Origin of the sequence: Leclercia sp. 29361 (assembly GCF_011290365.1) — a bacterium.
GTDB lineage: Bacteria > Pseudomonadota > Gammaproteobacteria > Enterobacterales > Enterobacteriaceae > Enterobacter > Enterobacter tamurae.
The window spans coordinates 1,172,037-1,188,426 of record NZ_CP049786.1 but is presented as its reverse complement, the minus strand read 5'-3'; the positions used below and the strand labels follow the sequence as shown (position 1 = coordinate 1,188,426).

General features: G+C 59.0%; 13 protein-coding genes. 10 read left to right on the top strand and 3 right to left on the bottom strand.

Annotated elements, in window-relative coordinates:
* Window positions 1-50 precede the first annotated feature (50 nt).
* The 5 genes from G7090_RS05550 to G7090_RS05530 all read left to right on the top strand — a co-directional run bounded on the left by G7090_RS05550 (window position 51) and on the right by G7090_RS05530 (window position 5,313).
* Entirely contained in the window at window positions 51-905 is an 855-nt protein-coding gene (locus G7090_RS05550) for a co-chaperone YbbN (protein WP_106992213.1), read from the top strand.
* 173 nt (window positions 906-1,078) lie between these two features.
* Window positions 1,079-1,993, top strand: a complete 915-nt coding sequence (locus G7090_RS05545; RefSeq protein ID WP_106992212.1) for an SPFH domain-containing protein — start codon at window positions 1,079-1,081, stop codon at window positions 1,991-1,993.
* A complete protein-coding gene (locus tag G7090_RS05540; RefSeq protein ID WP_166181761.1) occupies window positions 1,990-2,448 on the top strand; it encodes an NfeD family protein in 459 nt (152 codons plus the stop codon). The genes G7090_RS05545 and G7090_RS05540 overlap by 4 nt, the downstream gene beginning before the upstream one ends.
* A gap of 16 nt (window positions 2,449-2,464) precedes the next feature.
* Window positions 2,465-4,609 carry a hypothetical protein gene (locus G7090_RS05535; RefSeq protein ID WP_166185098.1) on the top strand — a complete coding sequence of 715 codons (2,145 nt, stop codon included), beginning with the start codon at window positions 2,465-2,467 and terminating at the stop codon, window positions 4,607-4,609.
* Window positions 4,579-5,313 (top strand): DUF3142 domain-containing protein, encoded by a 735-nt coding sequence (locus tag G7090_RS05530; RefSeq protein WP_166181760.1) that lies wholly within the window; start codon window positions 4,579-4,581, stop codon window positions 5,311-5,313. The genes G7090_RS05535 and G7090_RS05530 overlap by 31 nt, the downstream gene beginning before the upstream one ends.
* On the opposite strand, the gene cueR is transcribed toward G7090_RS05530, so the two are convergent.
* Window positions 5,292-5,702, bottom strand: a complete 411-nt coding sequence (cueR, locus tag G7090_RS05525; RefSeq protein ID WP_166181759.1) for a Cu(I)-responsive transcriptional regulator — start codon at window positions 5,700-5,702, stop codon at window positions 5,292-5,294. The two genes, G7090_RS05530 and cueR, sit on opposite strands and share 22 nt — an antisense overlap.
* Window positions 5,703-5,809: 107 nt before the next feature.
* On the opposite strand from cueR, the gene copA reads away from it, so the two are divergent.
* The 3 genes from copA to ybaK all read left to right on the top strand — a co-directional run bounded on the left by copA (window position 5,810) and on the right by ybaK (window position 9,861).
* Window positions 5,810-8,308, top strand: a complete 2,499-nt coding sequence (gene copA, locus G7090_RS05520) for a copper-exporting P-type ATPase CopA (RefSeq protein ID WP_166181758.1) — start codon at window positions 5,810-5,812, stop codon at window positions 8,306-8,308.
* 78 nt (window positions 8,309-8,386) lie between these two features.
* The gene (locus tag G7090_RS05515) at window positions 8,387-9,181 is read left to right on the top strand and encodes a TraB/GumN family protein (protein WP_106992207.1); all 795 of its coding nucleotides are present in this window, start codon (window positions 8,387-8,389) and stop codon (window positions 9,179-9,181) included.
* Between the two features lie 200 nt (window positions 9,182-9,381).
* Window positions 9,382-9,861, top strand: coding sequence for a Cys-tRNA(Pro)/Cys-tRNA(Cys) deacylase YbaK (gene ybaK, locus G7090_RS05510; protein WP_166181757.1), 480 nt, complete (start codon window positions 9,382-9,384; stop codon window positions 9,859-9,861).
* Between the two features lie 151 nt (window positions 9,862-10,012).
* Here ybaK and ushA read toward each other — a convergent pair whose 3' ends face one another.
* On the bottom strand, window positions 10,013-11,665 hold the full coding sequence (gene ushA, locus G7090_RS05505; RefSeq protein WP_166181756.1) for a bifunctional UDP-sugar hydrolase/5'-nucleotidase UshA: 1,653 nt from the start codon (window positions 11,663-11,665) through the stop codon (window positions 10,013-10,015).
* 163 nt (window positions 11,666-11,828) lie between these two features.
* On the opposite strand from ushA, the gene G7090_RS05500 reads away from it, so the two are divergent.
* The gene (locus G7090_RS05500; protein WP_106992197.1) at window positions 11,829-13,034 is read left to right on the top strand and encodes an MFS transporter; all 1,206 of its coding nucleotides are present in this window, start codon (window positions 11,829-11,831) and stop codon (window positions 13,032-13,034) included.
* 233 nt (window positions 13,035-13,267) lie between these two features.
* A complete protein-coding gene (gene ybaL, locus G7090_RS05495) occupies window positions 13,268-14,944 on the top strand; it encodes a YbaL family putative K(+) efflux transporter (protein ID WP_166181755.1) in 1,677 nt (558 codons plus the stop codon).
* A 104-nt stretch (window positions 14,945-15,048) separates the two neighbouring features.
* On the opposite strand, the gene G7090_RS05490 is transcribed toward ybaL, so the two are convergent.
* Window positions 15,049-16,353 (bottom strand): inosine/guanosine kinase, encoded by a 1,305-nt coding sequence (locus G7090_RS05490; protein WP_166181754.1) that lies wholly within the window; start codon window positions 16,351-16,353, stop codon window positions 15,049-15,051.
* Window positions 16,354-16,390: the final 37 nt, after the last annotated feature.

Below are 16,390 nucleotides of genomic sequence, written 5' to 3'. Positions count from 1 at the left end.
CCACGCGCTGCGCCCCCATGTAAATTAAAACTCATAACCGAGAATGCCGCATGTCCGTACAGAATATTGTCAACATTACCGAAGCCAACCTGCACCAGACCCTTGAACAGTCGATGACCAAACCGGTGCTGTTCTACTTCTGGTCTGAACGTAGCCAGCACTGTCTGGAGCTGACGCCGGTGCTCGAGAAGCTTGCGGCCCAGTACAACGGTCAGTTTATTCTGGCAAAACTGGATTGCGACGCCGAGCAGATGATCGCCTCACAGTTTGGCCTGCGCGCCATCCCAACGGTGTATCTGTTCCAGAATGGTCAGCCGGTAGATGGCTTCCAGGGTCCACAGCCGGAAGAGGCGGTTCGCGCCCTGCTGGATAAAGTGCTGCCGCGCGAAGATGAGCTGAAAGCGCAGCAGGCAGCGGCCCTGATGGCTGAAGGCAAACATGACGACGCCCTGCCGCTGCTGAAAGAGGCCTGGGAGCTCTCCGGTCACAACAGCGAAACCGGCCTGCTGCTGGCGGAAACGCTGATTATCTTAAAACGCTCCGAAGATGCCGAAGGGGTGCTGAAGACCATCCCGCTGCAGGATCAGGACACCCGTTATCAGGGCCTAGTGGCGCAGATTGAACTGCTGAAGCAGGCCGCGGATACCCCGGAAATTCAGCAGCTGCAGCAGCACGTCGCTGCCAACCCAGCCGACGCCGCGCTGGCCAGCCAGCTGGCCCTGCAGCTGCATCAGGTGGGTCGTAATGAAGAGGCGCTGGAACTGCTGTTCGGCCATCTGAAAACCGATCTGGCTGCCGCTGACGGTCAGGCGCGTAAAATGTTCCAGGAAATTCTGGCCGCGCTTGGCACAGGTGACTCCCTGGCCTCAACCTATCGCCGTAAGCTTTACGCCCTGCTGTACTGATCCTCTGGTCAAGTCATTCATCGGGCCCCGCCATTTTTAGCGGGGCTTTTTTATGTCTGGATCCTGCCCGTCCCGTTGATTCGGCGCGAAGTTGGCCCTGTTTGTCGGTATACTTGTGGGTAACAAACGAACAGTTGTTATCGCCACATGGAATACAAAACAGGAGGTTTTATATGTTCATCGTCATCCCCATTCTGATCTTCGTCGCGCTGGTCATTGTTGCCGCCGGGGTGAAAATCGTCCCGCAGGGCTATCAGTGGACGGTTGAGCGTTTTGGTCGTTACACCAACACCCTGCAGCCCGGCTTAAGCCTGGTGGTGCCCTTCATGGACCGTATTGGTCGCAAGATCAATATGATGGAGCAGGTGCTGGATATCCCCTCTCAGGAGGTCATCTCCAGGGATAACGCCAACGTCACTATCGACGCGGTCTGTTTTATTCAGGTGATTGACGCGCCAAAAGCGGCCTACGAGGTGAGCAACCTTGAACTGGCGATTATTAATTTGACCATGACCAACATCCGTACCGTGCTGGGTTCCATGGAGCTGGACGAGATGCTCTCCCAGCGCGACAGCATTAACACCCGCCTGCTGCATATCGTCGATGAAGCCACCAACCCGTGGGGCATCAAAGTCACCCGCATCGAAATTCGCGACGTGCGCCCGCCCGCAGAGTTGATCACCTCCATGAACGCCCAGATGAAGGCCGAGCGAACCAAACGCGCCTACATCCTTGAGGCGGAAGGGGTGCGCCAGGCGGAGATCCTGAAGGCCGAAGGGGAGAAACAGTCGCAGATCCTCAAAGCCGAGGGTGAACGCCAGTCCGCGTTTTTACAGGCTGAGGCCCGGGAACGTTCGGCGGAAGCGGAAGCCCGCGCCACCCAGATGGTCTCGGAGGCGATTGCCGCCGGGGATATCCAGGCGATTAACTACTTCGTGGCGCAGAAATACACCGAAGCATTGCAGCAGATCGGCTCCGCGGATAACAGCAAAGTGGTGATGATGCCGCTGGATGCCAGCAGCCTGATGGGCGCGATCGGCGGCATTGCGGAACTGATCAAAACCAGCGGCAACGAGCGCAAATTATGATCGAGACGATCGCGCTTCATCCGCATGTCTTCTGGCTGAGCCTTGGTGGCCTGCTGCTGGCGGCTGAAATGCTCGGCGGCAACGGCTACCTGCTGTGGAGCGGCGTGGCGGCGGTGATCGTCGGGCTGCTGGTCTGGGTATTGCCGTTCGACTGGGCGTGGCAGGGGGCGCTGTTTGCCGTGCTGACCCTGACGGCCGCCTGGCTCTGGTGGCGCTGGCTCTCAAGACAGGTACGCAGGCAAAAACCCGCCGATGCCCGCCTCAACCAGCGCGGACAGCAGCTGGTGGGGATGCAGTTTACCCTGGATACCGCCCTGGTGAACGGGCGCGGTCATATGCGCGTCGGCGACAGCTCGTGGCCGGTCATTGCCGAGGACGATCTCAGCCCCGGCACCAAAGTTGAAGTTATGGCTGTCGAAGGGATCACCCTTCGCATCCGGGCCCTTTCCCGATAAGAACAGGAATAGCATGATGGTCAGGAAGACAACGCTGGCAATCAGCGTTAGCGCATTACTGGCGAGCGCCGCCCCGGCATTCGCCTCTTTTGATATGGAAGACTGCAACTGGAGCGATGAGCACTGCCTGCTGAAAGGCGATCCGGTGCTGATCCCCGGTAACGACTCCCGCGACAACCTGCTGCGTCTGCTGAGCGAAGCCAAATCCTTCGCCCTGCCGGTGCAGTCGATGCCAGCGGATATCACCCGCTCCCGGGATGTCTACTTTGCTTACCACCCGGAGTGGGATGACGTCGATGCCCCGGCCGCCGCAGCGGCGGATAAACCGGCCGAAGAGAGCCTTCTCACGAAGCAATTGGCCGCGTTGCAGCTTGAGCCCGTCGAAACCCATCAGGACGGCGAACAGGAAAACCGCTTCGTCTCAAACAGTGCCGACAGCCTCAGCCAGTTTTTTGCCGCGCTGCTGGCCGACGATTCCCTGACGGCGGAGCAGCGCCATGCCCTGGGCCAGGCGCGTCTGGGGCTCTACTCGGGTGCCACCGATGAGCAGATTTCCGCCTCCCTGGCGACGCTCCCGGCGGGATCCTCTGCCCTGCTGTATAAAACCTATCTGAGCGGAGCGGCCTATTTTTATGCCGGCGATTACGCGGGTGCGGATCGGGCGTTTACGTCGCTTGTCGACAGCGATCGTCCGTGGCTGGCAGAGACCGCCAGCTATATGCTGATGCGCACGGCGTTGAACAAAAGCAGCCAGAACAGCATGGGCGAGTACGGCGATTTTGATATCGACCGCATCGACCGCCCGGCCGCTGAACAGGCGCAGAAAGCTGCTCAGGCCTACTTCCAGCGCTGGCCGGAGGGGCGTTATGCTGAGTCGGCGCGCGGCATGCTGCGTCGCATCAACTGGTATCTGCAGGCCTGGCCGCAGTTGGCAAGCCTGTACGAGCAGCGGTTCCAGCAGGCTGGCGATGCAAAGGCGCTGCGTGGGCTGGTAATTGAATACGATAATGTCTACGGCATGCAGTTCAACGGTCGCGCCGTGCGGGAGGCCTTCCCCGACGCGCCGCTGATCAGCTATATCGAACTGCTGCGCGCCCTTCGCCTGAACAGCGACGAAAAACCGACCCTGACCCAGGAGGATCTCAACGCCAGCAAACCGGCGTTTGAACAGAGTGGCAAGCTGGCGCTGTGGCGCAATCTACAGTTGAATCTGTGGCAGGCGACGGGTAACCAGGCCGCTATTCTTCAGGCCGTCAAACCGGCGGAAAAACTCCCGACGCACGACATTCTCGCCTTCAGCGAGCAGGTGCTGTACGGCGACGCGCTGACGGCGCAGAAGCAGTGGCCCGCGGCGCGCGATTTCTGGCTGAAACTGCTGAAGCTCAGCCAGGATGCTGAACAGCAGCAGTATGTACAGGCCAGACTGGCGGCGACCCTGGTCTTTAGCGGCAATACCGAGGCGATTTTTGCTCCGGATAGCGCCGTCACCAGTCTGCGTTATCGCTCCCGGGTGCTGAAAGCCGTGGCTTCGCCTGAGCGGTTACGCCAGCAGGCCAGCGAGGGGCCCAACAACGAAGAGCGCACCATTGCGCTGCATACCCTGCTGGTGCGCGATTTAACGGAGAACCGCTTTAGCGACTGGTTAAATGACAGAAAGCTCGCCAGCGCCATAACGTCACCCGTGGTGGGCAAGGCCTTTGACGATGTTAACCTCAGCACCTTCGACTGGAACGGCGAGGCCGCCGAAGCCGGTTACGTCTGCCGTAGTCTGGATAAAACCGTGCAGGTTCTCAGCCAGAACGCCAAAGATGCCCATGCCCTGAACTGTCTGGGCGAGTTCTTCCGCACCTCGAATACCCATGTCGATCTGTGGAAAGACAGCGCGGGCAACGGCGTGCTGGAGGCGGCGATCCACCGCAAAGCACCCTACGGGCAGTTCAACAGACAGGCTTACTACCAGCAGGTCATCGCCTCACCGAAGGCGGAGCATGAAGATAAGAGCTACGCGCTCTATCGGGCCATCATGTGTTACGCCCCGTCTGGCTATAACGAGTGTGGCGGACCAGAGGTGGACAAAGCCCAGCGTAAAGGCTGGTTCTCGCAGTTGAAAACGCAGTATCCGGGCAGTCCGTGGGCGCAAAAACTCAAATACTACTGGTAGCCGCGCTACTGGCCGGACAGGCGCAGGCGGCGGATATCGTCACCGCCCGGGAGCAACCTGCTTTCTGGCTCTGGTCGGGGGTGAGGGCCAGCGACGCGTTGCAAGCGGCACAAACGGTCTATCTCCATCAGGGTGAAGTGCTGGCCCGGCCGAATGAGGTGGTGTTTCAGCGCCTCGGCCTGCCGGTCAGCCGCCTGACCTTTCCCTCCATCTGGCTGACCGTGCGCTTTACCACCCTTGAGGTGCCGCCAGCCATCGTGCCGAGAATTGTCCGCCTGATGCAGCGCTGGCAGGCTGCCGGGAATCAGGTGGTGGGTTTGCAGGTCGATTTTGATGCCGCAACCCACCAGTTGGCGGACTACGCGCGCTTTCTACGGGCACTACGCCAGCAGCTGCCGCCCGAGTTTTCCCTGGGGGTGACCGGGCTGCTGGACTGGGCGAAAACCGGGGATGTCGCCACGCTGAACGCGCTGGCGGTGGATGAGCTGGTGATCCAGAGCTATCAGGGCCGCCATACGGTAGAGAATTATCAGGCCTATCTGCCCGCGCTCTCCCGGCTGCGCATTCCGTTTAAACTCGGGCTGGTCCAGGACGGCAAACGGGATCGCCAGGCCGAAGCGCAGCTCCAGCGCTCCCCCTGGTATCGCGGGACGGTGGTGTTTATGCTCAACCCGGAACGCGGTCAGGCCTTCGCCTTGCGGTGACAGCAGCCGGAGAGGTTATCGATGATCGGGCAGTCGGCGCTCTCATCCCCCGGACAGCTCTCGGCGAGCGCCAGCAGCTGGTCGCGCATCGCCTGTAATTCCTGGATATGGCGTTCGATTTCGGCGACCTTCTCCAGGGTCCGGCTTTTCACATCGGCGCTGTGGCGGGCGGGATCGTTAAACAGATTCACCAGATCGCCGCATTCATCCAGATTGAACCCCACCTGACGGGCCTGGCGCAGCAGCGTCAGTTCATCGAGGTGCTTTTGCGTGTAGCTCCGGTAGCCGTTTTCGCTACGCAGCGGCGGCGTCACCAGCCCCTTCTCTTCGTAAAAGCGGATCGCTTTGCTGGTTAAGCCGGTTTTTTTGGCAACATCACTGATATTCACTTTTCCCCCTTGACCTTCCCCTTGATGGAAGGTTTAACCTTCATAACAGTTAGATGAAAGTGTCCCTCCGGTCAATATCTGGCTGGAGATTTATAAGGAGTATTCGTATGTCTCACACCATCGATCTGACACTGGACGGCCTCTCCTGTGGTCACTGTGTCAAACGCGTCAAAGAGAGTCTGGAGCAACGCCCGGACGTTGATACCGCAGAGGTCACCATCGACCACGCCGCCGTGACCGGCAGCGCCAGCGCCGATGCCCTGATCGACACCATTAAACAGGCCGGTTACGGCGCGGCGTTAAGCCACCCAAAGACTGATCCGCTGACAGCGTCAACAACACCGTCGGAAGCACTGACAGCGGCCCCCTCTGAGCTTCCGGCAGCTCACGACAGTGATGACAGCCAACAGCTGTTGATCAACGGCATGAGCTGCGCCAGCTGCGTGACCCGGGTCCAGAACGCCCTCCAGGCGGTACCGGGTGTGGCACAGGCACGGGTCAACCTGGCGGAACGCACTGCGCTGGTGATGGGCAGTGCTTCCGCCGCTGATTTAGTCCAGGCGATTGAAAAAGCGGGCTACGGCGCCGAGGCGATTGAAGACGATCTCAAGCGCCGGGAGCGCCAGCAGGAGACCGCCATCGCCACCATGAAACGTTTTCGCTGGCAGGCGATTGTCGCCCTGCTGGTGGGGATCCCGGTGATGGGCTGGGGAATGCTGGGTGACAACATGATGGTCACCGACAACAACCGCACCCTGTGGCTGGCGATCGGCGTTATCACCCTCGGGGTGATGATCTTCGCCGGCGGCCATTTCTATACCAGCGCCTGGAAAAGCCTTAAAAACCGCACCGCCACTATGGATACGCTGGTGGCGCTGGGTACTGGCGCGGCGTGGCTCTACTCGATGAGCGTTAACCTCTGGCCGCAGTGGTTCCCGATGGAAGCCCGCCACCTTTATTATGAAGCCAGCGCGATGATTATCGGCCTGATTAACCTCGGTCATATGCTGGAGGCGCGGGCCCGTCAGCGCTCCTCGAAAGCGCTGGAAAGATTGCTCGATTTAACCCCGCCGACCGCCCGGGTGGTGACGGAAAATGGTGAACAGAACCTGCCCCTGGCGGACGTTCAGGCCGGCATGATCCTGCGCCTCACCACCGGCGATCGCGTCCCGGTGGACGGGGAGATCACCCAGGGCGAAGCCTGGTTTGACGAAGCGATGCTCACCGGCGAACCGGTGCCGCAGCAGAAAAGCGACGGCGAGAGCGTCCACGCCGGTACGGTGGTGCAGGATGGCAGCGTGCTGTTCCGCGCCAGTGCGGTCGGTAGCCACACCACCCTGTCGCGCATCATCCGTATGGTGCGCCAGGCCCAGAGCAGCAAGCCGGAGATCGGCAAGCTGGCAGATAAGATTTCCGCCATCTTCGTGCCGGTGGTGGTGGGGATTGCCCTGTTCAGCGCCGCTATCTGGTACGTCTTTGGCCCCGCACCGCAGATCGTCTATACCCTGGTGATCGCCACTACGGTGCTGATCATCGCCTGTCCGTGTGCCCTGGGGCTGGCGACGCCGATGTCGATTATCTCCGGCGTAGGTCGTGCCGCGGAGTCCGGTGTGCTGGTGCGCGACGCCGACGCCCTGCAGCGCGCCAGCACCCTGGATACGCTGGTGTTTGATAAAACCGGGACCCTCACCGAAGGTAAACCGCAGGTGGTTGCCGTCGAGACGACGGGTGGGATTGATGCCGCCGAGGCCCTGCGCCTGGCCGCCGCGCTCGAACAAGGTTCCAGTCACCCGCTGGCGCGGGCCATTCTGGAGAAAGCGGACGCGGTGTTACCGCAGGTAAGTAACTTCCGTACCCTGCGCGGGCTGGGGGTCAGCGGAGAGGTCGATGGCCATGCGCTGCTGTTGGGCAACCAGGCCCTGCTGGCCGAAAACGGCATCGACACCGGGGCGCTGGATGCGCAGCTGCAGGCCCATGCCGCTCAGGGCGCCACCCCGGTACTGCTGGCGGTGGAGGGTCACATCGCGGCGCTGTTTGCCGTTCGCGATCCGCTGCGCGCTGACAGCGTTAGCGCACTGCAACGCCTGCACCGCGCGGGCTATCGTCTGGTGATGCTCACCGGTGACAACGCCGTCACCGCTCAGGCTATCGCCCGCGAGGCCGGTATTGATGAGGTGATCGCCGGAGTGTTGCCGGATGGCAAAGCGGACGCAATCATCAAATTGCAGGGCCAGGGTCGCCAGGTGGCGATGATTGGCGACGGCATTAACGACGCCCCGGCGCTGGCCCAGGCGGATGTCGGGATTGCGATGGGTGGCGGCAGCGATGTGGCCATCGAAACGGCGGCCATTACCCTGATGCGCCACAGCCTGATGGGGGTTGCCGACGCGCTCGCCATCTCGAAAGCGACCCTGCGCAACATGAAGCAGAACCTGCTGGGGGCCTTTGTCTATAACGCCATCGGCATTCCCGTTGCCGCCGGGATCCTCTGGCCGCTGACCGGAACGCTGCTCAACCCGGTGGTGGCGGGTGCCGCAATGGCCCTCTCCTCGATTACCGTGGTGAGCAATGCCAACCGCCTGCTGCGCTTTAAACCCAAAGAGTAACAAGGAGCATAAGACAAGGACGTCTTGCACCGCCCCTCCCCACGCGCTAGCATGAATTTTTCCCTTCATGGAGCGCGTATGAGTCTGTTTCAACGTATAAAAGCATCGTTTCGCGCCCTGTTCCCCCGCCGCTATCGCTGGCCGGGCCTCGATATTTCCCTGCCCGGCGGGCAGCATCTGCATCTGGTCGGCAGCATCCATATGGGCACCCGGGATATGTCTCCTCTACCCGAGGGGCTGATCGCCAGGCTGCGTCACGCCGATGCGCTGATCGTGGAAGCGGATATCTCAGGTAATGAGTCGCCCTTCGAGGGGCTGGCGATCCCGCCTCCGCTGAATGAACGTCTTAGCGCCAGTCAGCTGGCGGAGCTGGAGCGGCTTGCCGACGAGCTGGGGTTATCGCTGTCCATGCTGGAGAGCCAGCCGCTGTGGCAGATCGCGATGGTGTTGCAGGCCACTCAGGCACAGCGTCTGGGGCTGCGCGGGGATTACGGCATTGATTACCAGCTGTTGAATGCCGCACGCGCGCAGCAACTGCCCATTATCGAGCTGGAAGGGGCCGACAGTCAGATTGCCCTGCTGCGCCAGATGCCGAACGACGGATTATTGCTGCTGGAAGATACCCTGACTCACTGGCATACCAACGCGCGCCTGCTGCAGACTATGGTGAGCTGGTGGCTGGATTCGCCCCCTGTCGTCGACAGGCTGGCGCTGCCGGCGACCTTCAGCGAATCGCTGTATGACGTGCTGATGCACGAGCGTAACCAGGCGTGGTGCGAAAAGCTGCACGCGCTGCCTGCAGGACGCTATGTGGTGGCGGTTGGGGCATTACATTTATACGGCGAGGGAAATTTGCCGTCGTTGCTGAGATAAAAAAGTGGCCAATATTTCTATTGGCCCGTCAAAGAGGAATTTCATCGTTGTTATTATGCCGGAGGAGACCCCCGGTTGAGCCGATTGTCGCTCAAAGTGACCATCACTGCCAACACTATATGCGCAAGATGGTGCTATTTTTTAACCTCTTCTGAGGCGTATGCTTAGGGCGTTTATTGTCCGGGCTAAGAAGGATTGCTATGACTCCCGCCGTTAAATTACTCGAAAAAAACAAAATCACTTTCCGGATCCATACCTACGACCACGATCCGAACGAAACCAATTTTGGCGATGAAGTGGTGCGTAAGCTGGGGCTGAATGCCGACCAGGTTTATAAAACCCTGCTGGTGGCGGTCAATGGCGATATGAAGCATCTCGCCGTCGCGGTGACGCCGGTTGCCGGACAGCTGGATCTCAAGAAGGTCGCAAAGGCGCTGGGCGCAAAAAAAGTGGATATGGCCGACCCGATGGTGGCCCAGCGCACAACCGGGTATCTGGTGGGGGGAATTAGCCCGCTGGGGCAGAAAAAGCGCCTGCCGACGCTGATTGATGCGCCCTCACAGACTTTTGAGACGATCTATATTTCGGGCGGCAAGCGCGGGCTGGATATTGAGCTGGCGGCCAGCGATCTGGCCAGAATGCTCGATGCGCAGTTTGCGGATATTGCGCGTCGGGAGTAAAAAGCGCCGGGTGGCTGTGCGGCCTGTTGCCCTCACCCCGTCCCTCTCCCACCGGGAGAGGGCGCAAACACTAAAAACGGTAACGCCTGTTACCGTTTTGCTTTTACCTCGTAGGCCCGGTAAGCGCAGCGCCACCGGGCAAAAACTACCGTTACTCCCAGCTCACTTCACCTTGCGGTTCATACGCATTCACATCCAGTGGAGAATTCTGCTGGATGTACTGCTTCAGCACCTCGGCGTCGATAAAGCCGGTGTTCACATAGCCCGGTTTATCATCGATATGCGGATAGCCATCGCCGCCGGTGGCGTTAAAGCTTAACGTCGCCATACGGTAGGTTTTCGCCGGATCAACCGGTTCGCCTTTGATTTTCAGGTCGCTGAGCGCCCCGCCCTTCGCCACAAAGCTCACGTTGGCGAACTGCGGATAGGCGCCGGAGTCAGGCTTCATCTGCGCCACCGCGGTCAGATAGTCCGTCACCTCTTTGCCGGTCATATCGACATACACCAGCACGTTGCCAAAAGGCTGCACCTTCAGCACATCTTTATAGGTGATATCGCCGCCTTCAATGGAGTCGCGGATCCCGCCGCCGCTCATCACCGCAAAATCGGCATTGGTACGCGCCATTTGCGCCGCCAGCACCAGATGCCCCATGTTGGTCTGCACAAAGCGCACTTTGCTGCGATCGCCTTCCAGCCTGCCGGTGAGCGTGCCGATCTTCACATCCAGCTGCGCCTTGCCCTTATTCTGGAACGGCGACAGCAGGGAGAGCATCTGTGGGTTTTCCGCGATTTCCGGGGTATAGAGGACGCGCTCGCTCTGTCCATTCTCATAGGTGATCTTCTTCTTCAGGTTCACCGGGATCAGCTGGTAATTCACCAGTTTCATCTCGCCGTTACGGAACTCGAAATCCGCGCGCCCTACGTATTTGCCCCACTCATGCGCCTGGACAATCCAGATGCCGTTCTGCTTGTCCGGCGCGCACGGGGTGCCAGGCACATAGTCCACCTGCTTTTTATTCTCAGAGGCCATGCAGACCGGATCCTGAGAGTGACCGCCCACAATCATCGCCAGTGAACCGGCAGGCAGGCTGCGCGCCATTTCGACATCCCCCGGCGCGTTCGAACCGTGCTCGCCGTTATCGTAATGCCCCATATGGGTGGTGGCGATAATCACGTCCGGCTTTTCGTTCTGCTGTAATTCCTGAATCACCAGCTTCGCTTCGTCGGCCGGTTTACGGAATTCGATATCGGTAAAATATTCCGGGTTGCCGATTTTTGCCGTGTCATCGGTGGTCAGACCCACTACGGCAATTTTAATATCCTGGCGCTTAAACATGGCCCAGGGTTTAAATAAACGCGCACCGGTACTTTTCTGGTAAATATTGGCGGAGAGGAACGGGAATTTGGCCCACTTCTCCTGCTGGCGTAATACCTCGATAGGGTTATCAAACTCGTGATTACCCACGGCCATCGCGTCGTAACCAATCAAATTCATGCCGCGAAAATCGGGCTCCGCATCCTGTAAATCCGATTCCGGCACGCCGGTATTAATGTCGCCGCCAGAGAGCAACAGCACGCTGCCGCCCTTCGCCGCGACCTCTTTACGGATCCCGTCCACCAGCGTCTTCTGCGCCGAGAGGCCATACTCGCCATATTCGCTGCGCCAGAAGTGGCCGTGATGATCGTTGGTATGCAGGATAGTGATGTTATAGGTTTTATCCTGCTCCCAGGCCTGAGCAGGCAGGCTTAACAGACCGCACGCCGCGATGATTGCCAGCGCGACGCCTCGCTTCATTAACTTCATTTCTTCACTCCCTGATCCATAGACAAAGGCAAAAATTACAGCGAGTAAGCAGAATAGACAAATAAGTTTTCAGAATTGCGACTTTCCTCAAATGTCGGGGGAAGGTATGTTAGCTGAATAATAATTACATCCTGCACTTCCTATAACAATCGACGTGGTATTTATGGCAATCAGTGAATCTACTCCACCGGTGTCGGCTGCTAAGGCTCGCACCTCATTTGGTATTCTCGGCGCAATCAGTCTTTCGCATCTGCTTAACGATATGATCCAGTCGCTTATTCTGGCGATCTATCCGTTATTACAGTCCGAGTTCTCTCTTACCTTTGTCCAGATCGGCATGATCACCCTCACCTTCCAGCTGGCGTCGTCGCTGCTGCAACCGGTGGTGGGTTACTGGACGGATAAATATCCGATGCCGTGGTCGCTGCCGATTGGCATGTGCTTTACCCTGAGCGGCCTGATCCTGCTGGCGATGGCGGGCAGCTTTGAGGGCGTGTTAGTGGCCGCCGCGCTGGTGGGTACCGGCTCGTCGGTCTTCCACCCCGAGTCGTCCCGCGTGGCACGCATGGCCTCCGGTGGCCGTCACGGGCTGGCGCAGTCGCTGTTCCAGGTGGGCGGTAACTTCGGCAGCTCCCTCGGCCCGCTGCTGGCGGCGGTGATTATCGCCCCGTACGGTAAAGGTAACGTGGCCTGGTTCGTGCTGGCCGCGCTGTTAGCTATCGTGGTGCTGGCCCAGATCAGCCGCTGGTATGCTGCCCAGCACCGGGTCAATAAAGGCAAACCACAAGCGCCGGTAATTAATCCCCTCCCGCGCAACAAGGTGATTCTGGCGGTCAGCATCCTGCTGATGCTGATTTTCTCCAAATACTTCTACATGGCGAGCATCAGCAGCTATTACACCTTTTATTTGATGGAAAAATTCGGATTATCGGTGCAAAACGCCCAGTTTCACCTCTTCGCCTTCCTGTTTGCAGTGGCCGCGGGGACGTTTATTGGCGGGCCGCTGGGGGACAAAATTGGGCGTAAATATGTGATTTGGGGCTCTATCCTCGGCGTAGCGCCTTTCACCCTTATTTTGCCCTATGCAACCCTGTGGTGGACGGGGGTTTTAACCGTGATCATTGGTTTTATCCTCGCGTCTGCCTTTTCTGCCATTCTGGTGTATGCCCAGGAGCTGTTACCGGGGCGTATCGGCATGGTTTCCGGGCTGTTTTTTGGATTTGCCTTTGGGATGGGTGGCCTTGGCGCGGCGGTATTAGGGCTGATTGCAGACCATACCAGCATCTTTTTGGTCTACAAAATCTGTGCTTTCCTGCCACTTCTCGGGATGTTGACCATATTCCTGCCTGATAACCGGCATAAAGCCTGATTTATCCGCGGTCAAACTCCAGGTTTGGCCGCAACCTCCCCTACTGCCATAAGCCTTTCTTAGCACAGCCTCGCAAAAATCGTCCTGTTCTGCTTCCGTTTAACCCTTATTGCTGTTTTACTCAAATTTCAATAATTATTCATAAACATAATCATTAAATTTGTCATAAACTATTACTCGGCTTTTTGGTTTTGAACCAAAAATGGATTAACTCAGCAACGAAAGGAGACGGAATGCATCATGCCACACCGCTTATCACCACCATTGTTGGTGGACTTGTACTCGCATTTATACTCGGCATGCTTGCCAACAAACTTCGCATTTCGCCTCTGGTGGGCTATTTATTAGCTGGCGTGTTAGCCGGTCCTTTTACCCCAGGTTTTGTTGCTGATACTAAACTTGCCCCGGAGCTGGCGGAGCTTGGCGTGATCCTGCTGATGTTCGGTGTTGGTTTGCATTTCTCCCTGAAGGATTTGATGGCGGTAAAGTCGATCGCCATTCCCGGTGCGATCGCCCAGATAGCCGTGGCGACGTTGCTGGGTATGGCGCTTTCAGCGATGCTGGGCTGGCCGCTGATGACCGGCATTGTGTTTGGTCTCTGTCTCTCCACCGCCAGTACCGTGGTGCTGCTGCGCGCGCTTGAAGAGAGACAGCTGATTGACAGCCAGCGAGGGCAGATCGCCATTGGCTGGCTGATTGTTGAAGATCTGGTGATGGTCTTAACCCTGGTGCTGCTGCCTGCGGTCGCCGGAATGCTTGAAAAAGACAACGTCGGCTTTGCCACCCTGGCGCTGGATATGAGTATCACCATCGGTAAGGTGGTGGCCTTTATCGCCATTATGATGCTGGTAGGCCGCCGCCTGGTGCCGTGGATCCTCTCCCGCAGCGCCGCTACCGGCTCCCGCGAGCTGTTTACCCTTGCGGTACTGGCTCTGGCGCTGGGTATCGCCTTTGGCGCCGTCGAGCTGTTTGATGTCTCCTTCGCCCTGGGTGCCTTCTTCGCCGGGATGGTGCTGAACGAATCGGAACTGAGCCACCGTGCCGCCCACGATACCCTGCCCCTGCGCGATGCCTTTGCGGTGCTGTTCTTCGTCTCCGTGGGGATGTTGTTCGACCCGCGGGTGCTGGTTGACCAGCCGCTGGCGGTGCTGGGCACCCTGGCGATCATCATCTTTGGTAAGTCGGTTGCCGCGTTCTTCCTGGTGCGTCTGTTCGGCCACTCGCCGCGTACCGCGCTGACCATCGCCGCCAGCCTGGCGCAGATTGGTGAGTTTGCCTTTATCCTGGCCGGACTGGGCATGGCGCTGGATCTGCTGCCGCAGGCCGGACAAAACCTGGTGCTGGCGGGGGCGATCCTCTCGATTATGCTCAACCCGGTGCTGTTCGCGCTGCTGGAAAAATACCTCGAGAAAACCGAAACCCTCGAAGAGCAGACGCTGGAAGAGGCGACGGAAGAAGAGAAGCAGATCCCGGTGGATATCTGCAACCATGCCCTGCTGGTCGGCTTTGGCCGCGTCGGTAGTCTGTTAGGTGAGAAGCTGATGGCGCAGGGAATTCCGCTGGTGGTGATTGAAACCTCCCGCACCCGAGTGGACGAGCTGCGCGAGCGCGGTATTCGTGCGGTACTGGGCAATGCGGCGAACGAAGAGATCATGAATCTGGCGCACCTGGACTGCGCGCGCTGGCTGCTGCTGACTATCCCTAACGGTTACGAAGCCGGTGAGATTGTGGTCTCCGCCCGCGAAAAATACCCGCACCTGGAGATTATCGCCCGGGCGCATTATGACGACGAAGTGGAATACATTATGGAGCGCGGCGCAAATCAGGTGGTGATGGGCGAGCGTGAGATTGCCAATACCATGCTGTCGCTGCTGGAGAAACCGCCGGTTGAAGCGGTGGTGACGGGGTAGTTCGTGCGGCCTGAGCCCCTCACCCCGGCCCTCTCCCCATAGGGGAGAGGGTGTTCGCGTTCCCTCTCCCCTATGGGGAGAGGGTTAGGGTGAGGGGTCTTCTTTTACCTGTCCCAGTACGACTCTTCCAGACTATCTTCTCTTTCCGGCAGGCCGCGCGTCAGACGCGGTGAGTGCTGGTTCAGCACCTGATAACTCACGCGGTTCGCGTACTTACACACCTGCGCCAGCGAGGAATAGGTCAGCCAGGAGAACTTGTGCTTGCTGGAGTTCGGCACGTTGGTGCGGTGGAAGGCGTTCGCGGTGATGTCGTGCAGCAGCGCCGCCAGGGCGCCGTCGCCTGCCCCGTTGGTATTCATGATCTTCTCTGGCCCGCCCATGTACGGGGCGATGTGGGAGAAGATGCGCAGCGGGTTGACGCAATCTTTGTGGCGCATGGCGCGGCTGAATTCAAACTGGTTGAACTCGGCAATGGCTCCCGGCAGCAGCGGGTGCTGGGTTTTGCGCTTCGCCTCTTCTTCAGTGAAGCCGGCCATATACAAGCCAACCGGCCCGGCGGTGCAGAGCACCAGATCGACCCAGTCCAGCGCCTTGTCAGACGCCAGGAGCGGATCGCTTTCGCCGGTCAGGGCTTCGGCCTCTTCTTCATTCATCGCCAGAATAGAGACATGCTCTTTCAGGAACGCCTGCCACCACTCAGGGTTATCGGCGATTACGAATTTGGTGCCCAGCGTCAGGACCACCGGCACGTTGTACTTCTTCGCGTACTCCACCGCCTTCATGGTCGCTTCCGGCATTGGCTCACCCGGCTTGCAGCGCACCAGATAGGAGGTCAACACCAGCGCTGATGCCCCGGCAATCACCTCTTCCGGGATGCTCTCAGCCCGCAACTTGTTCATATGGCCCGGGCTGATGGCAAAGGTGCGCTCCCCGGATTCGCCGATCAGCGTAAAGCAGCGGCCAATCGCCCCGTCCACGCCCTGGAGGTAGTTCAGATCGGTACGGCTGGAGGTGTTGCACAGATAGCGGTAGGCGTAGCTGCCAATTTCGATGTTGCTGCACATCACGCCCAGCAGCACGGAGCGGTCATCGGCCAGCACCGAGTAGTTGTGCATGGTGTTGCCGATAGTGCCCCCGGCAAACTGATGGGTGATCAGGTTATTCCGCACCAGCTCCTGATACAGCGCTTCCGCCACATCATCTTCGATCACCAGAGAGTGCCCGGCGCTCAGGCCGTAACGCGCGACAAACGCATCGTCCACTTTGGCTTCGATGTCCACCAGCGTCTGATCGATACCCACCACCCAGGCGGCGTTGGTCTCATTTTCCGGCTGAATTTGCTGCAGGAGCGGATCGCGGGCGTTAACGGGAAAGTAGTGTTTGGATTTGCGTTTACCGGGAAATTTCATGTTCAGCGCTACGAGTGACGGTTGGGCCGGAAATGGT